The sequence below is a fragment of the Escherichia sp. WS1152 genome, from assembly GCF_046487665.1.
GTDB classification, from domain to species: domain Bacteria; phylum Pseudomonadota; class Gammaproteobacteria; order Enterobacterales; family Enterobacteriaceae; genus Escherichia; species Escherichia coli.
In genome coordinates, this window is the sequence record NZ_JBJQJA010000017.1 from 1 (window position 1) to 21,493 (window position 21,493).

General features: G+C 50.4%; 22 protein-coding genes and 1 pseudogene. 9 read left to right on the forward strand and 14 right to left on the reverse strand.

What is annotated here, in order from left to right; all coding sequences use genetic code 11:
- On the forward strand, positions 1-95 hold a 95-nt coding region (locus ACJHW7_RS20175), incomplete at its 5' end, for an IS1 family transposase (RefSeq protein ID WP_000306640.1).
- 11 nt (positions 96-106) lie between these two features.
- Here the strand turns inward: ACJHW7_RS20175 and ACJHW7_RS20180 are convergent.
- From ACJHW7_RS20180 to yobA, 4 genes and pseudogenes are all read right to left on the reverse strand, one after another.
- A pseudogene (locus ACJHW7_RS20180) lies at positions 107-259 on the reverse strand (serine/threonine-protein phosphatase); the annotation flags it as partial.
- A 395-nt stretch (positions 260-654) separates the two neighbouring features.
- On the reverse strand, positions 655-996 hold the full coding sequence (locus tag ACJHW7_RS20185) for a YebY family protein (protein ID WP_000976472.1): 342 nt from the start codon (positions 994-996) through the stop codon (positions 655-657).
- Between the two features lie 12 nt (positions 997-1,008).
- A complete protein-coding gene (gene copD, locus ACJHW7_RS20190; protein ID WP_000879298.1) occupies positions 1,009-1,881 on the reverse strand; it encodes a copper homeostasis membrane protein CopD in 873 nt (290 codons plus the stop codon).
- Positions 1,882-1,884: 3 nt separating this feature from the next.
- Positions 1,885-2,259: a CopC domain-containing protein YobA gene (gene yobA, locus ACJHW7_RS20195; RefSeq protein WP_021556896.1), complete on the reverse strand. Its 375-nt coding sequence runs from the start codon at positions 2,257-2,259 to the stop codon at positions 1,885-1,887.
- A 138-nt stretch (positions 2,260-2,397) separates the two neighbouring features.
- On the opposite strand from yobA, the gene holE reads away from it, so the two are divergent.
- The 3 genes from holE to exoX all read left to right on the forward strand — a co-directional run bounded on the left by holE (position 2,398) and on the right by exoX (position 4,072).
- The gene (holE, locus tag ACJHW7_RS20200) at positions 2,398-2,628 is read left to right on the forward strand and encodes a DNA polymerase III subunit theta (protein ID WP_000916763.1); all 231 of its coding nucleotides are present in this window, start codon (positions 2,398-2,400) and stop codon (positions 2,626-2,628) included.
- Positions 2,629-2,729: 101 nt separating this feature from the next.
- Positions 2,730-3,386: a carbon-nitrogen hydrolase family protein YobB gene (gene yobB, locus ACJHW7_RS20205; protein ID WP_000011660.1), complete on the forward strand. Its 657-nt coding sequence runs from the start codon at positions 2,730-2,732 to the stop codon at positions 3,384-3,386.
- A 23-nt stretch (positions 3,387-3,409) separates the two neighbouring features.
- The gene (exoX, locus tag ACJHW7_RS20210; protein ID WP_000944256.1) at positions 3,410-4,072 is read left to right on the forward strand and encodes an exodeoxyribonuclease X; all 663 of its coding nucleotides are present in this window, start codon (positions 3,410-3,412) and stop codon (positions 4,070-4,072) included.
- On the opposite strand, the gene ptrB is transcribed toward exoX, so the two are convergent.
- The 4 genes from ptrB to yebG form a co-directional block, all read right to left on the reverse strand.
- Positions 4,069-6,129: an oligopeptidase B gene (gene ptrB, locus ACJHW7_RS20215; RefSeq protein WP_001548640.1), complete on the reverse strand. Its 2,061-nt coding sequence runs from the start codon at positions 6,127-6,129 to the stop codon at positions 4,069-4,071. The two genes, exoX and ptrB, sit on opposite strands and share 4 nt — an antisense overlap.
- A gap of 208 nt (positions 6,130-6,337) precedes the next feature.
- Positions 6,338-6,997 carry a tellurite resistance TerB family protein gene (locus ACJHW7_RS20220; protein WP_000024746.1) on the reverse strand — a complete coding sequence of 220 codons (660 nt, stop codon included), beginning with the start codon at positions 6,995-6,997 and terminating at the stop codon, positions 6,338-6,340.
- 325 nt (positions 6,998-7,322) lie between these two features.
- Positions 7,323-7,679, reverse strand: a complete 357-nt coding sequence (yebF, locus tag ACJHW7_RS20225) for a protein YebF (RefSeq protein WP_021556897.1) — start codon at positions 7,677-7,679, stop codon at positions 7,323-7,325.
- Positions 7,680-7,745: 66 nt separating this feature from the next.
- Positions 7,746-8,036, reverse strand: a complete 291-nt coding sequence (gene yebG, locus ACJHW7_RS20230) for a DNA damage-inducible protein YebG (RefSeq protein ID WP_000257738.1) — start codon at positions 8,034-8,036, stop codon at positions 7,746-7,748.
- Between the two features lie 133 nt (positions 8,037-8,169).
- Here yebG and purT point away from each other — a divergent pair, with 133 nt between their 5' ends.
- The gene (gene purT, locus ACJHW7_RS20235) at positions 8,170-9,348 is read left to right on the forward strand and encodes a formate-dependent phosphoribosylglycinamide formyltransferase (protein WP_000173480.1); all 1,179 of its coding nucleotides are present in this window, start codon (positions 8,170-8,172) and stop codon (positions 9,346-9,348) included.
- Between the two features lie 55 nt (positions 9,349-9,403).
- Here purT and kdgA read toward each other — a convergent pair whose 3' ends face one another.
- The 3 genes from kdgA to zwf form a co-directional block, all read right to left on the reverse strand.
- Positions 9,404-10,045 (reverse strand): bifunctional 4-hydroxy-2-oxoglutarate aldolase/2-dehydro-3-deoxy-phosphogluconate aldolase, encoded by a 642-nt coding sequence (gene kdgA, locus ACJHW7_RS20240; RefSeq protein WP_000800512.1) that lies wholly within the window; start codon positions 10,043-10,045, stop codon positions 9,404-9,406.
- Between the two features lie 36 nt (positions 10,046-10,081).
- Positions 10,082-11,893, reverse strand: a complete 1,812-nt coding sequence (gene edd, locus ACJHW7_RS20245; protein WP_001069467.1) for a phosphogluconate dehydratase — start codon at positions 11,891-11,893, stop codon at positions 10,082-10,084.
- A 234-nt stretch (positions 11,894-12,127) separates the two neighbouring features.
- The gene (gene zwf, locus ACJHW7_RS20250) at positions 12,128-13,603 is read right to left on the reverse strand and encodes a glucose-6-phosphate dehydrogenase (protein ID WP_000301720.1); all 1,476 of its coding nucleotides are present in this window, start codon (positions 13,601-13,603) and stop codon (positions 12,128-12,130) included.
- Positions 13,604-13,940: 337 nt separating this feature from the next.
- On the opposite strand from zwf, the gene hexR reads away from it, so the two are divergent.
- Positions 13,941-14,810, forward strand: coding sequence for a DNA-binding transcriptional regulator HexR (gene hexR, locus ACJHW7_RS20255; protein ID WP_001056706.1), 870 nt, complete (start codon positions 13,941-13,943; stop codon positions 14,808-14,810).
- Between the two features lie 127 nt (positions 14,811-14,937).
- Entirely contained in the window at positions 14,938-16,380 is a 1,443-nt protein-coding gene (gene pyk / locus ACJHW7_RS20260; RefSeq protein WP_000091148.1) for a pyruvate kinase, read from the forward strand.
- Positions 16,381-16,510: 130 nt separating this feature from the next.
- On the opposite strand, the gene lpxM is transcribed toward pyk, so the two are convergent.
- The 3 genes from lpxM to znuA all read right to left on the reverse strand — a co-directional run bounded on the left by lpxM (position 16,511) and on the right by znuA (position 19,872).
- On the reverse strand, positions 16,511-17,482 hold the full coding sequence (gene lpxM, locus ACJHW7_RS20265) for a lauroyl-Kdo(2)-lipid IV(A) myristoyltransferase (RefSeq protein ID WP_000448381.1): 972 nt from the start codon (positions 17,480-17,482) through the stop codon (positions 16,511-16,513).
- Positions 17,483-17,601: 119 nt separating this feature from the next.
- On the reverse strand, positions 17,602-18,924 hold the full coding sequence (gene mepM / locus ACJHW7_RS20270; RefSeq protein ID WP_001184045.1) for a murein DD-endopeptidase MepM: 1,323 nt from the start codon (positions 18,922-18,924) through the stop codon (positions 17,602-17,604).
- 15 nt (positions 18,925-18,939) lie between these two features.
- Positions 18,940-19,872, reverse strand: coding sequence for a zinc ABC transporter substrate-binding protein ZnuA (znuA, locus tag ACJHW7_RS20275; RefSeq protein WP_040235277.1), 933 nt, complete (start codon positions 19,870-19,872; stop codon positions 18,940-18,942).
- 78 nt (positions 19,873-19,950) lie between these two features.
- Between znuA and znuC the strand changes: the two genes are divergently transcribed.
- Both znuC and znuB read left to right on the forward strand, forming a co-directional pair.
- Entirely contained in the window at positions 19,951-20,706 is a 756-nt protein-coding gene (znuC, locus tag ACJHW7_RS20280) for a zinc ABC transporter ATP-binding protein ZnuC (RefSeq protein WP_000202996.1), read from the forward strand.
- Positions 20,703-21,488, forward strand: coding sequence for a zinc ABC transporter permease subunit ZnuB (gene znuB, locus ACJHW7_RS20285; RefSeq protein WP_000571465.1), 786 nt, complete (start codon positions 20,703-20,705; stop codon positions 21,486-21,488). Before znuC ends, znuB begins: the two co-directional genes overlap by 4 nt.
- Positions 21,489-21,493: the final 5 nt, after the last annotated feature.

Consider the following 21,493-nt stretch of genomic DNA (forward strand, 5'->3'; position numbering starts at 1 on the left):
CACGGCTGGGACGGAAGTCGCTGTCGTTCTCAAAATCGGTGGAGCTGCATGACAAAGTCATCGGGCATTATCTGAACATAAAACACTATCAATAAGTTGGAGTCATTACCGAGATAAGTAAATCTCGCCACGGATCAAAACGACAATGCCATAATTTGCGGCGCAACTGCTCAAGACAACCGTGTATATCGCCAGAAAGCCAGATATGTCGCCATTGATGACCCGCAATTCTCTGATAAACGGGCGCAGGCTGTTTCATCAATATTTTCCTCCCGCGCTAAAGATCACATAATCTTAACAAGAATGTTAAAAAACGCTGGACTCAGACAGTAGAGTGTGTGTTATGGTTGACTATAAAGTCAGCGAAGGAAATGCTTCTGGCTTTTAACAGATAAAAAGAGACCGAACACGATTCCTGTATTCGGTCCAGGGAAATGGCTCTTGGGAGAGAGCCGTGCGCTAAAAGTTGGCATTAATGCAGGCTTAGTTGCCTTGCCCTTTAAGAATAGATGACGACGCCAGGTTTTCCAGTTTGCGTGCAAAATGGTCAATAAAAAGCGCGGTGGTCATCAGCTTAAATGTTAAAAACCGCCCGTTCTGGTGAAAGAACTGAGGCGGTTTTTTTATTGGAAATCAAAAGGCTATTTTAGGTAATTAACAGAGTTTTTCAGCCCGTTCTATAAACGGTGCCAGACTCATTTTTTCGCCGGGATTGTTGGGATCATCAATCTGAATCACCGAAATGGGTTGGGCTTTAGTCTTCCCACTGGCAACTTCCTTCTGTGCGATATCGTTTAAAGGATACTGCACGAGGGTACTTGGGTTAATGACATACAAAGCATTACCCGGTCTGCAAGTCAGCATCACCTCTTCGCGATTAAACGCCCATTTGTCTTTACCCACTTCAAAACGGCTGACGGTAATCACCTGCGGTGCAGCCAGCGCCGCTGCAGAACTGGTGAGTAACAGAAACGCCAGAATACTTTTTTTCATCATTTTCGTAATCCATCAAAAAGGTTCGAGAGTCGCAAGCAGGCTGATGATCACCAGCACTACCGCACCTATCGCCCATTCGAGTTTAGTCATCCACACAAACCAGGGTGCCGCACGATCTTCATCCTGCCTCATGCGCGGTACAAGAACATAACGATTAGCCAGCGCAATGACCACCATAATCATCACCAGGATGGCTTTGAGCAATAAGAGTTGGCCCCAGTAAGTCGTAAGCGTGGGGGGAAATCCGGTAATCAACAATGCATTAAGCACGCCGCTTGCCAGTACGCCGATCACCGCAAAATGCCCGCACCAGGAAAAACGCATCAGCGCCTGAATAGCCTGGTGTCGCCAACGGCCTTTGATGAGTTGCATACACCAGAGCACCGGCAGTAATCCCCCAAACCACGCCGCCGCACAAATCAGGTGAATCGCGTGATTAGTCTGATGGATTTTCGCCGTTACCCCTTCATTCAGCGTCGCATGCCCCACTCCCGCCAGCAGAATAAATTGCGCGGTAGTGAGCATAAACAGCAAACGTGGCATATTCCGCGGTTGCATAAGGGCGACGATCAACGTTACGAGGGCGAGAACAATTTGCCATAACCAGACGCCACCAAACTGCGTTTGCAAAACAGCCTGCCAAATGTTTGGCGAAAATACATCTGTCCATCCCGTTCCCATCAACCCGCCCTGAACGGCGAGCATTGCAGTGGCACTGATCAAACTCCAGACGGCAGCGTGCTGTTGTAAACGCAGAAAACGCTTCGCCAGCAAGCGACGAATCGTTAAGGGGGCCAGCCAGGCACCGTACATTGCGAAGCCAAAAACCAGCATCAGCGAGGTGAAATGGATAAATCGCAGCGCGATCCAGGTAAACGCCAGCATGATTTATTTCACGCTAAAGGTGTAGTGTCCTTTCGTTTTATGCCCGTCCACCGAAACAACATGCCAGTCAACGGTGTAGGTTCCGGGTTTCAGCGAATCGGCCAGTGGAACAATTAGTTGCTCTGGGTCCTGCTCATTTCGCTTCGCCGGTAATGTTTTAATATTTTCGTTTTTTGGCCCCGTGATTTTTGCACCACTGAATCCTGTTTCAACGCCTTCCGAGAAGTTTAAAGTGATTGCCTGCGGAGATGCTGTCACTTGCGCGTTTGCCGCAGGATACTGATGCATTAAATGCGCATGTGCCCAGACGGAAGGTGTCACCAACGAAGTGGTCAGGATTGCCAGCGCGTAGCGAAGGGAGCGTGCAGTAGAAGCCATATTATCTATTCCTTTTTGTAATAACTTTTTTACAGAGCATAACCTTGTCTAATGTCTGAGTCGAGGATCATCAATTCCGGCTTGCCATCCAGGCTCACTCTTAGTAACTTTTGCCCGCGAATGATGAGGAGATTAAGAATGCTGAAGAATCTGGCTAAACTGGATCAAACAGAAATGGATAAAGTGAATGTCGATTTGGCGGCGGCCGGGGTGGCATTTAAAGAACGCTACAATATGCCGGTGATCGCTGAAGCGGTTGAACGTGAACAGCCTGAACATTTGCGCAGCTGGTTTCGCGAGCGGCTTATTGCCCACCGTTTGGCTTCGGTCAATCTGTCACGTTTACCTTACGAGCCCAAACTTAAATAAAACTTATACAGAGTTACACTTTCTTACATAACGCCTGCTAAATTATGAGTATTTTCTAAACCGCACCCATAATTTGCAGTCATTTTGAAAAGGAAGTCATTATGTCGTTCTGGAAAGTTGCAGCAGCGCAATATGAGCCTCGTAAAACCTCACTCACCGAACAGGTAGCTCATCATCTGGAGTTTGTGAGGGCCGCCGCCAGGCAACAATGTCAGCTGTTAGTTTTTCCATCGCTTTCTTTACTGGGGTGTGATTATTCGCGACGTGCCCTTCCTGCCCCACCCGATCTCTCACTGTTAGACCCGCTTTGTTATGCCGCAACGACCTGGCGAATGACCATCATTGCCGGCCTTCCCGTTGAATATAACGATCGCTTTATTCGTGGAATTGCGGTGTTCGCACCGTGGCGAAAAACGCCTGGGATCTACCATCAGAGTCATGGTGCATGTCTGGGCCGTCGTTCCAGAACCATCACGGTGGTCGATGAACAACCGCAAGGTATGGATATGGACCCGACCTGTTCACTGTTTACGACAGGGCAATGTCTGGGGGAACCCGACCTACTGGCATCTACCCGCCGCTTACAATTTTTTTCACATCAGTACTCCATTGCCGTGCTGATGGCAAATGCCCGTGGTAACAGTGCACTATGGGATGAACATGGTCGTCTCATCGTTCGCGCCGATCGTGGTTCATTATTGTTAGTCGGTCAGCGTTCATCACAGGGTTGGCAAGGCGATATCATTCCATTACGCTAGGCTTTTTCGGCCTGGAGCATGCCATGTTGCGCATTATCGATACAGAAACCTGCGGTTTGCAGGGAGGGATCGTTGAGATTGCCTCTGTTGATGTCATTGACGGAAAAATCGTCAACCCCATGAGCCACCTGGTGCGCCCCGATCGTCCTATTAGTCCACAAGCGATGGCGATTCATCGCATCACCGAAGCCATGGTCGCCGATAAACCGTGGATTGAAGATGTGATCCCACACTATTACGGTAGTGAATGGTATGTCGCGCATAACGCCAGCTTTGACCGCCGCGTACTGCCTGAGATGCCCGGTGAGTGGATTTGCACTATGAAACTGGCCCGTCGTTTGTGGCCAGGGATCAAGTACAGCAATATGGCGTTATATAAAACACGGAAGCTCAATGTACAGACGCCGCCGGGCCTGCATCATCACCGCGCGTTGTATGACTGTTATATCACCGCCGCGTTGCTTATCGATATTATGAACACCTCCGGCTGGACGGCAGAACAGATGGCCGATATCACCGGACGTCCGTCGTTGATGACGACCTTCACCTTTGGCAAATACCGTGGCAAAGCGGTTTCCGACGTTGCCGAACGCGATCCGGGCTATCTGCGCTGGTTATTTAATAACCTGGACAGCATGAGCCCGGAGCTGCGTTTAACACTGAAACATTATCTGGAAAATACCTAATCCGCAGGCGTAGCGGGTAATGTTCCCTGCGCCAGCGCGACCAGAAAAGCATATTCCATCGCTACGCCTTCGTACGATTTAAAGCGGCCAGATTTACCGCCATGGCCTGAGTCCATGTCGGTACAGAGCAATAAAAGATGGTTATCGGTTTTCAGCTCGCGCAATTTAGCGACCCATTTTGCCGGTTCCCAATATTGCACCTGAGAATCGTGCAAACCGGTCGTTACCAGTAAATGCGGATAAGCCTGTGCGGTGACGTTGTCATATGGGCTGTAGCTTTTCATATACTCGTAATATTGCGGATCCTGCGGATTCCCCCACTCTTCAAACTCACCAGTGGTAAGAGGAATTGATTCATCAAGCATCGTTGTTACAACATCAACAAACGGTACCTGGGCGATAACGCCGTGGAATAATTCCGGGCGTTGATTAATTGCAACGCCCATCAACATGCCCCCCGCACTCCCGCCCATCGCATAACAAAGCGAAGGAGAGCCATAGCCCAGTTTTAACAATGCATCGCAGGCATCAAGATAATCATTAAACGTATTTTTCTTCTTCAGAAATTTACCGTCTTCGTACCATTGTTGCCCCAGCTCACCGCCGCCGCGAACATGGACAATGGCGTAGACAAAACCACGATCTAACAAACTCAAGCGGCTAAAACTGAAATCGGCATCAATACTTGCGCCGTAAGAACCATAGCCATACACCAGCAACGGGTTGTGCCCTTTGCGAAAATGTTTGCGATGGTAGACCAACGAAACCGGAACTTCGACGCCATCACGGGCGACTATCCACAGGTGTTCACTGCGGTAATTCGCCGCATCAAAACCAGGAACTTCCGTTTGTTTTAATACACGACGCTCACCGGTATCCATATCCAGTTCAAACAAAGTGTCTGGTGTGGTCATGGAAGAATAACCATAACGCAATCGCGCGGTTTCAGGTTCTGGATTGTAGGCAATCCAGGTCACATAGGCCGGATCATCAAAGGCAATACCAATGACTTCCCGGGTCTTGCGGTTAATTTGGCGCAAACTGGTTAACCCGCGCTGACGCTCTTCAACCACCAGCCAGTCGGTAAACAGCGTAAACCCTTCCAGCATGATGTTTTCGCGTGGCGGAATTAACTCTTCCCACTGTTGCTCATCACGCATACGGGTACGGTATAAGCCAAAGTTTTTGCCGTTGCGGTTGGAACGCAGATAAAAACGATGCTGGTAGTGATCAAGGCTGTATTCGTGATCTTTGCGGCGCGGCAGAAAAACAAACGGCTCGGCATCGGCCATTTCCGCGTCCAGCAGGCGAACTTCACTGGTGGTGGCGCTGGCCAAATGAATGACTACATAGTGCTTCGAGGTCGTTTTATGCAGGCTGACGTAATAGGTATCGTCTTTTTCTTCGTAAATCAGTTTATCTTGCGATGCTGGCGTACCGATGGCGTGACGCCAGACCTGATAAGGCAGCAGCGTCACCGGATGCTTGCGAACATAGTAGAAAGTCCAGGAGTCATTTGCCCAGACAAAGCTGGGTTCAACGTTATCCAGCAGTTCCGGGTACCAGTTACCTGTTTCCAGATTACGAAAACGAATGCCGTACTGGCGTCGGGAAAGAAAATCTTCTGCCAGCGCCATAATGGTGTTATCGGGCGTAATCGCCATTCCGCCCATCGAATAAAACTCACTATGAGCCGCGCGCTTGTTGGCATCGAGCAATATTTCCCACTCGTCCCACTCTTCACTGAACGCCGATTGACGCTGGTAGATAGCATATTCACAGCCTGGTTCATAAATATGCCGATAGCGGTAGCCATTTTTGATGTAGGGCGCAGAAACTTCTCTTTGCGGAATGCGGTCGATGATTTCCTTTAAGATGCGATCCTGCAAGGCTTGTTGTGAGGCCATCACCCGATGACCGTAACTATTTTCTTGTTGCAGGTAGTCCAGGACTTCCGGCTGAGAACGCGTATCGTCCCGCAGCCAGTAGTAATTATCGATGCGCGTATCGCCATGAAGCGTCATGGCGTGGGGAATGCGGGCGGCTTTTGGTAGCATGTTATTGTTCTTTCTGGTTGAAACATCTTATAAGGGTGGCAAAACTCACCGGGGATGCAAGCGAAACAGGGCAGTCATTGCTTAGATGATGACAGGTAATGGCGCGAATATCGAATGTTATGCAGACAGAGAAAATCAGCCTGTTCAAATGGCTGTGCGGTTCTGGATAGCCCGAAATAGTCAACTTCAGGCTATCCAGAGAGCGGGATTATTCCGCCAAAGTGCGTTTTTGCTGTTCGAGATCGCGTTCAATGCCTTCACGAACATCCTGGGGGATTTTCAGCGCGTCACCCAGTGCATTCAGGTAACTGCGTTCCATAAAATGGTCAATATCAATAGCCGCGCAGCTCAGGAAATAGATTTCCAGCGCCTCTTCTTCATTGCGGACCCCGGTAGCCAGGCGTTGTGGATCCAGCGGTTGTTCGATTGCCTGCTCAATGAGTACCCGCCCCTGCTCTTCCACGCCGGCTTCACGCAATTGCTGGTCGATTGCCGCACGTTCTTTGGCATCAATATGACCATCACTTTTAGCGGCAAAGACCAGCGCAAGGATCAAACGTTCCGTACGCTCATCGAGCGGCGTACTTTGCGCGCCAAACTGCGGTTCGTCCTGATGCGCCGCGCGAATTTTATCTTTGTATTTATTCCACAGCACCGTACCCGCTACCGCTCCGCCGCCAACCAGTAACGCGTTGGTGCCATATTTCGTAAGAAGTTTACGTGCTGATTTATTTGCGACCAGCAGCCCAGCCAGTCCGCCTAATGCGCCTGGCACTAACAGTTTGCCCAATCCCTGATCCGCAGACGAGGAGGTAGAAGAACTGCTTTGCCCAAGCAGGGATTGCAGTTGATTTAACCAGTTAGCCATATTTGCTCCTCAATAACCATTTTTAGTGCCTGTAGCATAGCGGATGAGGATGTCAGAAAATGTATATCGAGACAAAAGATGCGCAAATAAGCGGGGCGGTTGGCCGTTATTCAAAGAAATTCGCGCCAGGTAAGGTGTTTACTGTATATCAGGTGATAAGGGTATTTTAGGTGAAAGTAGTTTGACGTTTTGAGTGGCACTGTATGATGCTGATTGCCCGATGCTACGCTGTTGCGTCTTCTCAGGCCTACGATTGTGGTGTGTTGTGGGCGGACAAGGCACTCGCGCCGCATCCGCCAACGGTCAATCGAATTATCAGAAGCCATTAACGCCGCTGATATTCCGCCATTCCCGCTTTGCAGTCCACGCTGACCTGGTAATGAATATCGGCACTTTTACCACGTACGGTTAGCGGTACTGACCATTTATCATCTTTACCCTGAATGTCCTGCAAACTGACCCATACCACGGGATCGGCCTGACCGACAATTTTTTGATCATCTGCCCAGCGCGCCACGCGATTTTGTTGATAATCACGTTTTACGCTCGCGGCAATTCCGGCAGCATCCAGACCTTCACACTTTGGGAAAGTGACCGACTTGCTGGTTTCATTATTGGCAGCGAAAACTGATGCGCAGGCAGAAACCAACAACAGCCCTAAAAACGCCCCTCTTTTTTTCATGTTTTTCTCCATAGCACAATGATTCAGGAGAAAGCATGGTACAAATTGTCAGGAGCGCAAGTTGCTTCAGGCCGCGTGTGAGGCATCTTCCTCTTCGGATTCAGCACCGACGACCTGTGGGGACGGTAATTTGCCGGTTTTCAGAATGGTGCTCAGCACATCTTTTTGTTCTGCCAGCCATAGCGAAAGGGCTTCACGTTGCTCGTCTTCCATTTGCACTGGAGAATTTGTCAGCCAGGTGTCAAGCAGATCCGCCGTATCAAGCATTTTGTCATAAGCATCTGCTTCCTTTTTGCTGGTAAACGACATTTTCTCTTCGCCCTCACGAATGACTACGTATTTAACTTCAACCGCCATTTGCAGCCTCTCATAATAACTGTGATTTTATACAGTATATTTCTTTTCGGTTGAGAAATCAACACCAGCAATAAAGACACACGCAAACGTTTTCGTTTATACTGCGCGCGGAATTAATCAGGGGATATTCGTTATGACGTTATTAGGCACTGCGCTGCGTCCGGCAGCAACTCGCGTGATGTTATTAGGCTCCGGTGAACTGGGTAAAGAAGTGGCAATCGAGTGTCAGCGTCTCGGCGTAGAGGTGATTGCCGTCGATCGCTATGCCGACGCACCAGCCATGCATGTCGCGCATCGCTCCCATGTCATTAATATGCTTGATGGTGATGCATTACGCCGTGTGGTTGAACTGGAAAAACCACATTATATCGTGCCGGAGATCGAAGCTATTGCCACCGATATGCTGATCCAACTTGAAGAGGAAGGACTGAATGTTGTCCCCTGCGCTCGCGCAACGAAATTAACGATGAATCGCGAGGGTATCCGTCGCCTGGCGGCAGAAGAGCTGCAGCTGCCCACTTCCACTTATCGTTTTGCCGATAGCGAAAGCCTTTTCCGCGAGGCGGTTGCCGCCATTGGCTATCCCTGCATTGTAAAACCGGTGATGAGCTCTTCCGGCAAGGGGCAGACGTTTATTCGTTCTCCAGAGCAACTTGCTCAGGCATGGGAATACGCTCAGCAAGGCGGTCGCGCTGGAGCGGGCCGCGTAATTGTTGAAGGCGTCGTTAAGTTTGACTTCGAAATTACCCTGCTAACCGTCAGCGCGGTGGATGGCGTCCATTTCTGTGCACCAGTAGGTCATCGCCAGGAAGATGGCGACTACCGTGAATCCTGGCAACCACAGCAAATGAGCCCGCTTGCCCTTGAACGTGCGCAGGAGATTGCCCGTAAAGTGGTGCTGGCACTGGGCGGTTATGGTCTGTTTGGTGTCGAGCTGTTTGTCTGTGGTGATGAGGTGATTTTCAGTGAGGTCTCCCCTCGTCCACATGATACCGGGATGGTGACGTTAATTTCTCAAGATCTCTCAGAGTTTGCCCTGCATGTACGTGCCTTCCTCGGACTTCCGGTTGGCGGGATCCGTCAGTATGGTCCTGCAGCTTCTGCCGTTATTCTGCCACAACTGACCAGTCAGAATGTCACGTTTGATAATGTGCAGAATGCCGTAGGCGCAGATTTGCAGATTCGTTTATTTGGTAAGCCGGAAATTGATGGCAGCCGTCGTCTGGGGGTGGCACTGGCTACTGCAGAGAGTGTTGTTGACGCCATTGAACGCGCGAAGCACGCCGCCGGACAGGTAAAAGTACAGGGTTAAACCCGGCAAAAAAACGCTACAAAAATGCCCGATCCTCGATCGGGCATTTTGACTTTTACAGCTTAGCGCCTTCTACAGCTTCACGCGCCAGCTTAGTAATGCGGTCGTAATCGCCCGCTTCCAGCGCATCTGCCGGAACCAGCCAGGAACCACCGATGCACAGCACGCTTTTCAGCGCCAGGTAGTCACGGTAGTTAGCCGGAGAAATACCACCCGTCGGGCAGAAACGGACCTGGGAGAACGGACCCGCGATCGCCTGCAGGGCTTTCACGCCGCCGTTAGCTTCAGCCGGGAAAAATTTGAACTCTTTCAAACCGTAGTCCATACCCAGCATCAGTTCGGAAACAGTGCTGATCCCCGGAATCAGAGGAATAGTCCCTTCGGTAGCAGCTTTCAGCAGCGGCTCGGTCAGACCCGGGCTAATTGCGAACTGTGCACCCGCTTCAGTGACTTCTGCCAGCTGCTGTGGATTCAGCACCGTACCGGCACCCACAATCGCTTCAGGCACTTCTTTGGCGATAGCACGGATAGCGTCAACTGCACACTCGGTACGCAGAGTCACTTCCAGAACGCGCACCCCACCAGCAACCAACGCTTTTGCCATCGGCACCGCGTGTTCCAGTTTTTTTACCACGATAACCGGTACAACCGGGCCGGTGGTGAGGATTGATTCTGCACTTGTTTTCCAGTTTTTCATCAGAGTTTTCTCTCGCCTGATTACAAATTTGTCGTCTTAAAAAGTGATACAGGTTGCGCCCTGTTCGGCACCGGACAGTTTTTCACGCAAGGCGCTGAATAATTCACGTCCTGTTCCCACGCGTGACGCGCTCAGGTCAGGAATGTGCGGTTCGCGAGCAGCCAGTTCCGCTTCGTCTACCAGCAGCGTCAGTTCGCCTGTCTGTCCATTCACACGAATGATGTCCCCGTCGCGCACTTTTGCCAGCAGCCCGCCATCGTAGGCTTCTGGTGTTACGTGGATAGCTGACGGCACTTTACCTGAAGCGCCGGAGAGTCGTCCATCGGTAACTAACGCAATTTTGAAACACCGGTCCAATAATACACCAAGTGGCGGCATGAGTTTATGTAATTCTGGCATTCCGTTCGCTTTTGGCCCCTGATGACGGACAACAACGACACAATCGCGGTCCAGCAAACCCGCTTCAAAGGCCGGCATAACGTCATGCTGGCTTTCAAAAACAACCGCTGGCGCTTCAATCACCTGGTTCTCAACCGGCACGGCAGAGGTTTTCATAACCGCACGGCCCAGGTTACCGCTTAACACTTTTGTCCCACCATGATGAGAGAAAGGTTGTTCGAAGGAAGCGATCACATTGCTGTCGAGTGATTTTTCCGCCCCTTCCCGCCAGTCCAGTTCACCATTATTCAGCCATGGTTCAAGGGTATAACGAGACAGACCAAAGCCTGCCACCGTATTGACATCTTCATGCAGCAGGCCTGCTTTGAGCAGTTCACGCACCAGAACCGGTACGCCACCTGCCGCCTGGAAGTGGTTAATATCGGCCGGACCGTTCGGGTAGAGACGTGCCATCAGCGGTACAACATCAGAAAGGTCAGAGAAGTCATCCCAGTTAATCTGAATACCGGCCGCGCGCGCCATCGCCACCAGGTGCATGGTGTGGTTAGTGGAACCACCGGTCGCCAGCAGTGCAACGATACCGTTCACCACCACTTTCTCATCGATCATCTTACCGATCGGCATCCATTCATTACCATTACCGGTCATGCGTGTAACCTGACGCGCAGCGGCAGCGGTCAAAGCATCGCGCAGCGGAGAATCCGGATGAACAAAAGAAGAGCCAGGCAACTGCATCCCCATAAACTCCACCACCATCTGGTTGGTGTTGGCAGTACCGTAGAAAGTACATGTTCCCGGCGCATGGTAAGACGCGGCTTCTGACTCCAGTAAGGCCATGCGGTCCACTTTACCTTCGGCATAAAGCTGGCGAATACGCACTTTTTCTTTATTTGGCAAACCGCTTGCCATCGGTCCAGACGGCACAAACACCGCAGGCAAATGACCAAACGACAGGGCTGCCATCGTCAGACCCGGGACAATCTTGTCGCACACCCCGAGGAACAGAGCACCATCAAACATGTTATGGGACAGCCCGACCGCCGCAGACATCGCTATCACTTCGCGGCTTAGCAGCGACAATTCCATTCCATCCTGCCCCTGGGTGACACCATCACACATCGCCGGAACACCACCCGCAACCTGACCAACCGCATTCGCTTCATGCAGGGCTTTACGAATGATTTCTGGATAGTGTTCATAAGGCTGGTGCGCGGAGAGCATGTCGTTATAGGAGGTGATGATGGCGATATTGTTACGCAACATGCTTTTCAAAGAGGCTTTGTCTTCTGGCTGGCAGGCAGCGAAACCGTGTGCCAGGTTACCGCATGCCAACTGCGAACGATGAACGGTCGACGTTTTCGCTTGTTCTATCCGGGCGAGATAAGCAGAGCGAGTCTCGCGCGAACGTTCAATGATTCGATTTGTTACGCGTAACAATTGTGGATTCATAAAGGCTCCTGAAATTGAGTTGTCAGAGCAGGATGATTCACAATGCGTTTCATTCAGAGGATTTATGAGTGAAACGCCTGTAACCGGAGCTCATAGGGCAAAAACGTTTCAGTCAGTGTAATAAAAAAAGCCTCGTGGGTGAATCCGCACGAGGCCTAAAAGTGTAAAAATTGTTCTACAATCTGTGCAAGATCATGTTACCGGTAAAATAACCATAAAGGATAAGCGCAGATATTACTCAAACTCATTCCAGGAACGACCATCACGGGTAATCATCGCCACCGAGGCAACGGGTCCCCAGGTTCCGGCCTGATACGGTTTCGGCGCATCATTGTCCATCGCCCACGCCTCAGTAATGGAGTCTACCCATTTCCAGGCTTCTTCCACTTCGTCGCGACGTACAAACAGTGCCTGAATACCACGCATGGTTTCCAGCAGCAAACGTTCATAGGCATCCGCCAGATGCGTCTGATTAAAGGTTTCTGAATAGCTCAGATCCAGCTTGGTGATTTGCAGGTTATGTTTGTGGTCAAGGCCAGGAACTTTATTCAGTACCTGGATATCCACGCCTTCATCAGGTTGCAGACGGATAGTCAGTTTATTCTGCGGCAGATCCTGCCACGACTCTTTAAACAGATTCAGTTCAGGTGTTTTGAAATAGACCACGACTTCAGAACATTTGGTCGGCAGACGTTTACCAGTACGCAGGTAGAATGGCACACCGGCCCAGCGCCAGTTATCAATGTCGACGCGGATCGCCACGAAGGTTTCTGTATTGCTGCTCTTGTTCGCGCCCTCTTCTTCCAGATATCCCGGCACTTTTTTGCCCTGGGCGAAGCCCGCAGTATATTGCCCGCGTACGGTTTTTTCGCGTACGTTGGAGCGGTCGATGCGGCGCAGAGACTTCAGTACTTTCACTTTTTCATCGCGGATGCTGTCTGCGCTCAGGTCAGACGGCGGAGACATCGCAATCATGCAAAGAATTTGCAGCAGGTGGTTCTGGATCATGTCGCGCATCTGACCGGCTTTATCAAAATAGCCCCAGCGCCCTTCGATCCCCACTTCTTCTGCCACGGTAATCTCAACATGATCAATGGTGCGATTGTCCCAGTTATTCACAAACAGGGAGTTAGCAAAACGCAGCGCCAACAGGTTCAGCACCGTTTCTTTACCAAGATAGTGGTCGATACGGTAAACCTGGCACTCCTCGAAGTATTCGCCAACCTGATCATTGATTTCCTGCGAGGTCGCCAGCGACGTCCCCAGCGGTTTCTCCATGACTACGCGTGCCGGTTTAGCATTCAGTTTTGCCTCGCCAAGCCCTTTGCAAATTGCGCCAAAAGTGCTGGGCGGCATGGCAAAGTAGTTAATGGTGATACGATTTTTTTGATCCAGCATCGCGCCGAGACGGTTGAATGCAGCAGTGTCATTGACATCGAGATTACAAAAATCCAGACGTGCACTCAGGGTGTCCCATAAACCTTCATCAATGGTTTCTTTCATGAAAGTTTCGAGCGCCTCGCGGACAACTTTGGTATATGCCGCTTTATCCCAGTCAGCACGCCCTACGCCGATAATCCGGGTGTCCGGGTTGAGCTGACCGGCTTTTTCCAGTTGATACAGGGAAGGCAGCAATTTACGACGCGCAAGGTCGCCTTTCGCGCCGAAAATGACCAGGTCACAGGCCTGGGCTGTTTGCGTTACCGCCATGTCATTCTCCTTAAGTTAACTAACCCGGTACTTAAGCCAGGGTATACTTGTAATTTTCTTACGGTGCACTGTACTGCTTTTACGAGCTTGCGAAAACTGTAAACGCTTATCCACCCGTGCGATTACGGGAAAAGCGCGCAAAGTGCGGCAAAACTGATAAAAAAATCATCGTTTTCCATTCGGTAAAAATCTGACACTGATCATGTTATGAAAAAAAATAACAACTTTTTTATCTGCTTTTGTCATTAACACGGCACACAGGCGTAATATCTGACAAAACTGCATTTCGATTTCTTTCAGTGCGGAAATCGTCATTACCCGTGAGTCTCTTTACATCATGAATATGCTGGAAAAAATCCAGTCTCAGCTGGAACATTTGAGCAAATCAGAGCGCAAAGTTGCCGAGGTCATTCTGGCTTCGCCCGATAACGCGATCCATTCGAGTATTGCTGCTATGGCACTGGAAGCCAATGTTAGCGAACCGACGGTGAATCGTTTCTGTCGCAGCATGGACACGCGCGGTTTTCCTGATTTTAAACTTCATCTGGCACAGAGTCTGGCGAATGGCACTCCCTATGTTAATCGCAACGTCAATGAAGATGACAGCGTTGAATCATACACAGGGAAAATATTTGAGTCCGCAATGGCAACGCTCGATCATGTCCGTCATTCACTGGATAAATCTGCCATCAACCGCGCCGTCGACTTGCTCACTCAGGCAAAAAAAATCGCCTTTTTCGGATTAGGCTCTTCAGCCGCCGTTGCCCACGATGCGATGAATAAGTTCTTTCGTTTTAATGTTCCGGTGGTGTACTCCGATGATATTGTGCTGCAACGCATGAGTTGTATGAATTGTAGCGACGGAGACGTGGTGGTGCTGATTTCTCACACTGGAAGAACAAAAAATCTGGTCGAGCTGGCGCAGCTGGCTCGCGAAAACGACGCAATGGTGATTGCCCTCACCTCTGCGGGTACCCCGCTCGCCCGGGAAGCAACGCTGGCAATTACCCTCGACGTACCGGAAGATACTGACATTTATATGCCCATGGTTTCTCGACTTGCACAGCTGACCGTGATAGATGTGCTGGCGACAGGATTTACTTTGCGACGCGGTGCAAAATTCAGAGATAACTTGAAGCGGGTCAAGGAAGCGCTGAAGGAATCGCGTTTTGATAAGCAGTTACTTAATTTAAGTGACGATCGCTAAAAACGACTGTCACTGTCCTAATCTTATACGACATCCGAATGAGATTAATTTATCGCCATCGCGGCGTTATTTCATTCGGATTTCATGTTCAAGCAACACCTGGTTGTTTCAGTCAACGGAGTATTACATGTCCAGAAGGCTTCGCAGAACAAAAATCGTTACCACGTTAGGCCCAGCAACAGATCGCGATAATAATCTTGAAAAAGTTATCGCGGCGGGTGCCAACGTTGTACGTATGAACTTTTCTCACGGCTCGCCTGAAGATCACAAAATGCGCGCGGATAAAGTTCGTGAGATTGCCGCAAAACTGGGGCGTCATGTGGCTATTCTGGGTGACCTCCAGGGGCCCAAAATCCGTGTATCCACCTTTAAAGAAGGCAAAGTTTTCCTCAATATTGGGGATAAATTCCTGCTCGACGCCAACCTGGGTAAAGGTGAAGGCGACAAAGAAAAAGTCGGTATCGACTACAAAGGCCTGCCTGCTGACGTCGTGCCTGGTGACATCCTGCTGCTGGACGATGGTCGCGTCCAGTTAAAAGTACTGGAAGTTCAGGGCATGAAAGTGTTCACCGAAGTCACCGTCGGTGGTCCCCTCTCCAACAATAAAGGTATCAACAAACTTGGCGGCGGTTTGTCGGCTGAAGCGCTGACCGAAAAAGACAAAGCAGACATTAAGACTGCGGCGTTGATTGGCGTAGATTACCTGGCTGTCTCCTTCCCACGCTGTGGCGAAGATCTGAACTATGCCCGTCGGCTGGCACGCGATGCAGGATGTGATGCGAAAATTGTTGCCAAGGTTGAACGTGCGGAAGCCGTTTGCAGCCAGGATGCAATGGATGACATCATCCTCGCCTCTGACGTGGTAATGGTTGCACGTGGCGACCTCGGTGTGGAAATTGGCGACCCGGAACTGGTCGGCATTCAGAAAGCGTTAATCCGTCGTGCGCGTCAGCTAAACCGAGCGGTAATCACGGCGACCCAGATGATGGAGTCAATGATTACTAACCCGATGCCGACGCGTGCAGAAGTCATGGACGTAGCAAACGCCGTTCTGGATGGTACTGACGCTGTGATGCTGTCTGCAGAAACTGCCGCTGGGCAGTATCCGTCAGAAACTGTTGCAGCCATGGCGCGCGTTTGCCTGGGTGCGGAAAAAATCCCGAGCATCAACGTTTCTAAACACCGTCTGGACGTTCAGTTCGACAATGTGGAAGAAGCTATTGCCATGTCAGCAATGTACGCAGCTAACCACCTGAAAGGCGTTACGGCGATCATTACCATGACCGAATCGGGTCGTACCGCGCTGATGACCTCCCGTATCAGCTCTGGTCTACCAATTTTCGCCATGTCGCGCCATGAACGTACGCTGAACCTGACTGCTCTCTATCGTGGCGTTACGCCGGTGCACTTTGATAGCGCTAATGACGGCGTAGCAGCTGCCAGCGAAGCGGTTAATCTGCTGCGCGATAAAGGTTACTTGATGTCTGGTGACCTGGTGATTGTCACCCAGGGCGACGTGATGAGTACCGTGGGTTCTACTAATACCACGCGTATTTTAACGGTAGAGTAAGTACGTTGCCGGATGCGGCGAAAACGCCACATCCGGCCTACAGTTCAATGATAGTTCAACAGATTTCGAATATTCTGAAGCAAACTTGAACTTATCATCAGGCGAAGGCCTCTCCTCGCGAGAGGCTTTTTTATTTGATGGGATAAAGATCTTTGCGCTTATACGGCTGGATTTCGCCCGGTTTGCGAGTTTTCAGCAATTTTAGTATCCAGGTGTATTGTTCTGGTCGCGGACCAACAAAAATCTCGACTTCTTCATTCATCCGCCGCGCAATCGTATGATCATCCGCCTCTAACAGATCATCCATCGGTGGGCGCACCTGAATCGTCAGACGGTGCGTCTTGCCATCATAAATCGGAAACAGCGGAACAACGCGCGCACGGCACACTTTCATCAAACGACCAATCGCGGGCAACGTCGCTTTATAGGTGGCAAAGAAATCAACAAATTCGCTGTGCTCAGGGCCATGATCCTGATCGGGTAAATAATATCCCCAGTAGCCCTGACGTACCGACTGGATGAATGGTTTAATACCATCATTTCTCGCATGCAGACGACCGCCAAAACGACGACGCACCGTGTTCCAGACATAATCAAAAACCGGGTTGCCCTGATTATGGAACATCGCTGCCATTTTCTGCCCTTGCGAGGCCATCAGCATGGCAGGAATATCGACGGCCCAACCGTGCGGCACCAGAAAGATAACTTTCTCGTTATTACGCCGCATCTCTTCAATGATCTCCAGCCCTTGCCAGTCAACGCGCGGCTGAATTTTCTCCGGCCCGCGTATTGCCAACTCAGCCATCATTGCCATCGCTTGCGGCGCGGTGGCAAACATCTCATCAACAATCGCTTCGCGTTCAGCTTCACTACGTTCTGGAAAGCAGAGCGACAGATTGATTAACGCACGACGGCGTGAGCTTTTTCCCAGTCGTCCGGCAAAACGTCCCAGCCGTGCCAGAATGGGATCACGGAACTTTGGCGGCGTTAAAGCGATACCCGCCATCGCTGCTACGCCCAGCCATGCTCCCCAGTAGCGCGGGTGGCGAAAGGATTTATCAAACTCAGGAATGTATTCGCTATTATTTTTTTTCGTTTCCATGCTTTTCCAGTTTCGGATAAGGCAAAAATCAATCTGGTGATAGTGTAGCGGCGCAACTTGCCCCGCACCAAATAAAAAAAGCCGGTACTGACTGCGTACCGGCTGCGAATGGATGTTAATTAATCAAACCGTAGCTGCGGCACAATCTCTTTGGCCTGCGCCAGGAATTCGCGACGATCGGAGCCGGTCAGCCCTTCGGTACGCGGCAGTTTTGCCGTCAGCGGGTTTACGGCCTGCTGGTTTATCCATACTTCATAGTGCAGATGTGGCCCGGTTGAACGTCCGGTATTACCGGAAAGCGCGATACGGTCGCCACGTTTCACCTTCTGTCCCGGTTTCACCAGAATCTTGCGCAAGTGCATATAACGCGTGGTGTAGCTGCGACCATGACGAATAGCCACATAATAACCTGCTGCGCCACTGCGTTTGGCAACCACCACTTCACCGTCACCCACTGAAAGCACTGGCGTACCCTGCGGCATGGCGAAATCAACACCTCTGTGTGGTGCAACGCGACCGGTCACCGGATTAGTACGACGCGGGTTAAAGTTAGACGAGATACGGAACTGTTTCGCCGTCGGGAATCGCAAGAATCCTTTCGCCAGACCAGTACCGTTACGATCGTAGAATTTGCCATCTTCAGCGCGGATAGCGTAATAATCTTTACCTTCTGAACGCAAACGTACGCCCAGCAGCTGGCTTTGCTCACGTTTACCATCAAGCATTTCTCGAGACATTAATACCGCAAATTCATCGCCTTTTTTCAGTTTGCGGAAATCCATTTGCCACTGCATGGCTTTAATCACTGCGCTCACTTCGGCGCTGGTTAAACCGGCGTTTCTGGCGCTGGCAACAAAGCTCCCCCCGACGGTACCTTTCAGCAGATTGTTAACCCACTCTCCTTGCTGCATTTCGCTGGTCATTTTAAAACCGTTAGCGGCAGTACGGTCATAGGTTCGGGTTTCACGACGAGACACTTCCCAGGTGAGGCGCTGCAGTTCTCCGTCCGCGGTTAATGTCCAGGAGAGTTGTTGACCGATTTTCAGGTTACGCAATTCTTTGTCGGCAGCAGCCAGTTGGGTGATATCACCCATATCAATACCATACTGATTGAGAATGCTACTTAGCGTATCGCCAGTGGAAACAACATATTCATGCACGCCCGCTTCACCGGCGATTTTGTCATCCAGTTCGTCCTGGGGAATGGCTTCATCTTCTTGTGCAGCTTGATCAATCGGCTCACTGGCTTCAGGTAAGAGCGAACGAATTTCGTTCTGTTCCAGCTCAATGGTTTTGACAATTGGCGTGGCATCGCGGTGATAAACATAGGGCCGCCAGACAGCGACGGCCAGAGTAAGAACGGTGAGCGACCCCAACATAACGCGGTGTGGTCGCGGTAAATTATTAAACGCCAGGGCGACAGAGCGGGCTATCTGTTGCACGTAATCACTTCCTCATTAATCTCCTTTCAGGCAGCTCGCATACTGGTTGGCTAATTGACTCAGGAATTCTGAATAGCTTGTTTTACCCAGTTTGATATTCGTCCCCAGGGGATCCAACGTTCCCATACGAACGGATGTCCCTCGTGCGACGCTCTCAACGACCGCTGGCCTGAACTGTGGCTCAGCAAAAACGCAGGTTGCTTTTTGCTCAACCAACTGTGTTCTTATTTCATGTAAACGCTGCGCGCCAGGTTGAATCTCAGGGTTAACGGTAAAATGACCAAGCGGTGTCAGTCCGAACTGTTTTTCGAAATAGCCGTAAGCATCGTGAAAAACGAAATAACCTTTCCCCTTGAGCGGCGCGAGCTCGTTACCAACCTGCGTTTCGGTTGAAGCTAATTGTGCCTCAAAATCCTTCAGGTTGGCGTCAAGTTTGGCTCGACTTTGCGGCATAAGTTCCACTAATTTTCCATGGATTGCAACCGCTGTAGCCCGCGCTATCTCTGGGGAAAGCCAAAGATGCATGTTGAAATCGCCGTGATGGTGATCTTCGTCACTTTTTTCCGCGTGGTCGTGATCATCATCATCGCCGTGAATACTTTTCATCAGTAGCGGTTTCACATCTTCTAGCTGCGCAATCGTTACCTGCTTCGCTTCTGGTAATTTGCTTACCGGTTTTTGCATAAACGCTTCCATATCCGGTCCAACCCAAACGACTAAGTCCGCGTTCTGTAAGCGTTTTACATCCGATGGACGCAGTGAATAATCATGTTCTGAAGCGCCGTCAGGAAGTAAAACCTCCGTTTCTGTTACCCCATCAGCAATGGCAGAAGCGATGAACCCAACGGGTTTAAGCGAAGCGACAACGGCGGCATCTGCGGCCTGTGTTGCACCTCCCCAGAGAGCGGCGGATAATGCTGCGAAAAGAAGCGTTTTTTTATGTAACATAATGCGACCAATCATCGTAATGAATATGAGAAGTGTGATATTATAACATTTCATGACTACTGCAAGACTAAAATTAACATGACAAGTCTGGTTTCCCTGGAAAATGTCTCGGTTTCTTTTGGCCAACGCCGCGTCCTCTCTGATGTGTCGCTGGAACTTAAACCTGGAAAAATTTTGACTTTACTTGGGCCAAATGGCGCAGGTAAGTCGACACTGGTACGGGTAGTGCTCGGGCTGGTAACACCCGATGAAGGGGTTATCAAGCGCAACGGAAAACTGCGCATCGGCTATGTACCGCAGAAGCTGTATCTCGACACCACGTTGCCACTGACCGTAAACCGTTTTTTACGCTTACGCCCTGGTACACATAAAGAAGATATTTTGCCTGCACTGAAACGTGTCCAGGCCGGGCACCTGATTAACGCACCGATGCAAAAGCTCTCTGGTGGCGAAACGCAGCGTGTACTGTTAGCGCGAGCATTGTTAAATCGCCCGCAATTATTAGTGCTGGATGAACCCACTCAAGGCGTGGATGTAAATGGCCAGGTGGCGTTATATGACCTTATTGACCAACTGCGTCGCGAACTGGATTGTGGCGTTTTAATGGTCTCTCACGATCTGCATCTGGTAATGGCAAAAACCGATGAAGTGCTGTGTCTGAATCACCACATTTGTTGTTCCGGCACACCGGAAGTTGTTTCCCTACATCCGGAGTTTATTTCTATGTTTGGTCCTCGTGGTGCTGAACAACTGGGTATCTATCGCCATCATCATAATCATCGTCACGATTTACAGGGACGAATTGTTTTGCGTCGGGGAAATGATCGCTCATGATTGAATTATTATTTCCCGGTTGGTTAGCCGGGATCATGCTCGCCTGTGCCGCGGGTCCGCTGGGTTCGTTTGTAGTCTGGCGTCGTATGTCTTATTTCGGTGATACGCTGGCTCATGCCTCATTACTTGGCGTCGCGTTTGGTTTGTTGCTGGACGTGAATCCATTCTATGCGGTAATTGCCGTTACGCTGCTCCTGGCGGGCGGTCTGGTATGGCTGGAGAAGCGTCCACAGCTGGCGATTGACACGTTATTAGGGATTATGGCGCACAGTGCCCTGTCGCTGGGCCTGGTGGTCGTTAGTCTGATGTCTAACATTCGTGTTGATTTGATGGCTTACCTGTTCGGTGATTTGCTGGCAGTGACGCCAGAAGATCTCATCGCTATTGCGATTGGCGTGGTCATCGTGGTGGCTATTTTGTTCTGGCAATGGCGCAATTTGCTGTCGATGACGATTAGCCCGGATCTGGCGTTTGTTGATGGTGTGAAATTACAGCGCGTGAAATTGTTGTTGATGCTGGTGACGGCATTGACGATTGGTGTAGCGATGAAATTTGTTGGCGCGTTGATTATTACTTCACTGCTGATTATTCCTGCAGCTACTGCGCGTCGCTTTGCCCGTACGCCGGAACAGATGGCTGGTGTCGCTGTTTTGGTGGGGATGGTGGCAGTAACTGGCGGTTTAACCTTTTCCGCGTTTTACGATACGCCGGCGGGTCCGTCGGTGGTGCTATGTGCGGCACTGTTATTTATTCTCAGTATGATGAAAAAGCAGGCCAGCTAATCTAT

Bases quoted from the DNA above. Each gene is read 5' to 3' on its own strand.
- ACJHW7_RS20185 (WP_000976472.1), bottom strand. From the start codon at position 996: ATGATGAAAAAAAGTATTCTGGCGTTTCTGTTACTCACCAGTTCTGCA.
- copD (WP_000879298.1), bottom strand. From the start codon at position 1,881: ATGCTGGCGTTTACCTGGATCGCGCTGCGATTTATCCATTTCACCTCG.
- yobA (WP_021556896.1), bottom strand. From the start codon at position 2,259: ATGGCTTCTACTGCACGCTCCCTTCGCTACGCGCTGGCAATCCTGACC.
- holE (WP_000916763.1), top strand. From the start codon at position 2,398: ATGCTGAAGAATCTGGCTAAACTGGATCAAACAGAAATGGATAAAGTG.
- yobB (WP_000011660.1), top strand. From the start codon at position 2,730: ATGTCGTTCTGGAAAGTTGCAGCAGCGCAATATGAGCCTCGTAAAACC.
- exoX (WP_000944256.1), top strand. From the start codon at position 3,410: ATGTTGCGCATTATCGATACAGAAACCTGCGGTTTGCAGGGAGGGATC.
- ptrB (WP_001548640.1), bottom strand. From the start codon at position 6,129: ATGCTACCAAAAGCCGCCCGCATTCCCCACGCCATGACGCTTCATGGC.
- ACJHW7_RS20220 (WP_000024746.1), bottom strand. From the start codon at position 6,997: ATGGCTAACTGGTTAAATCAACTGCAATCCCTGCTTGGGCAAAGCAGT.
- yebF (WP_021556897.1), bottom strand. From the start codon at position 7,679: ATGAAAAAAAGAGGGGCGTTTTTAGGGCTGTTGTTGGTTTCTGCCTGC.
- yebG (WP_000257738.1), bottom strand. From the start codon at position 8,036: ATGGCGGTTGAAGTTAAATACGTAGTCATTCGTGAGGGCGAAGAGAAA.
- purT (WP_000173480.1), top strand. From the start codon at position 8,170: ATGACGTTATTAGGCACTGCGCTGCGTCCGGCAGCAACTCGCGTGATG.
- kdgA (WP_000800512.1), bottom strand. From the start codon at position 10,045: ATGAAAAACTGGAAAACAAGTGCAGAATCAATCCTCACCACCGGCCCG.
- edd (WP_001069467.1), bottom strand. From the start codon at position 11,893: ATGAATCCACAATTGTTACGCGTAACAAATCGAATCATTGAACGTTCG.
- zwf (WP_000301720.1), bottom strand. From the start codon at position 13,603: ATGGCGGTAACGCAAACAGCCCAGGCCTGTGACCTGGTCATTTTCGGC.
- hexR (WP_001056706.1), top strand. From the start codon at position 13,941: ATGAATATGCTGGAAAAAATCCAGTCTCAGCTGGAACATTTGAGCAAA.
- pyk (WP_000091148.1), top strand. From the start codon at position 14,938: ATGTCCAGAAGGCTTCGCAGAACAAAAATCGTTACCACGTTAGGCCCA.
- lpxM (WP_000448381.1), bottom strand. From the start codon at position 17,482: ATGGAAACGAAAAAAAATAATAGCGAATACATTCCTGAGTTTGATAAA.
- znuA (WP_040235277.1), bottom strand. From the start codon at position 19,872: ATGTTACATAAAAAAACGCTTCTTTTCGCAGCATTATCCGCCGCTCTC.
- znuC (WP_000202996.1), top strand. From the start codon at position 19,951: ATGACAAGTCTGGTTTCCCTGGAAAATGTCTCGGTTTCTTTTGGCCAA.
- znuB (WP_000571465.1), top strand. From the start codon at position 20,703: ATGATTGAATTATTATTTCCCGGTTGGTTAGCCGGGATCATGCTCGCC.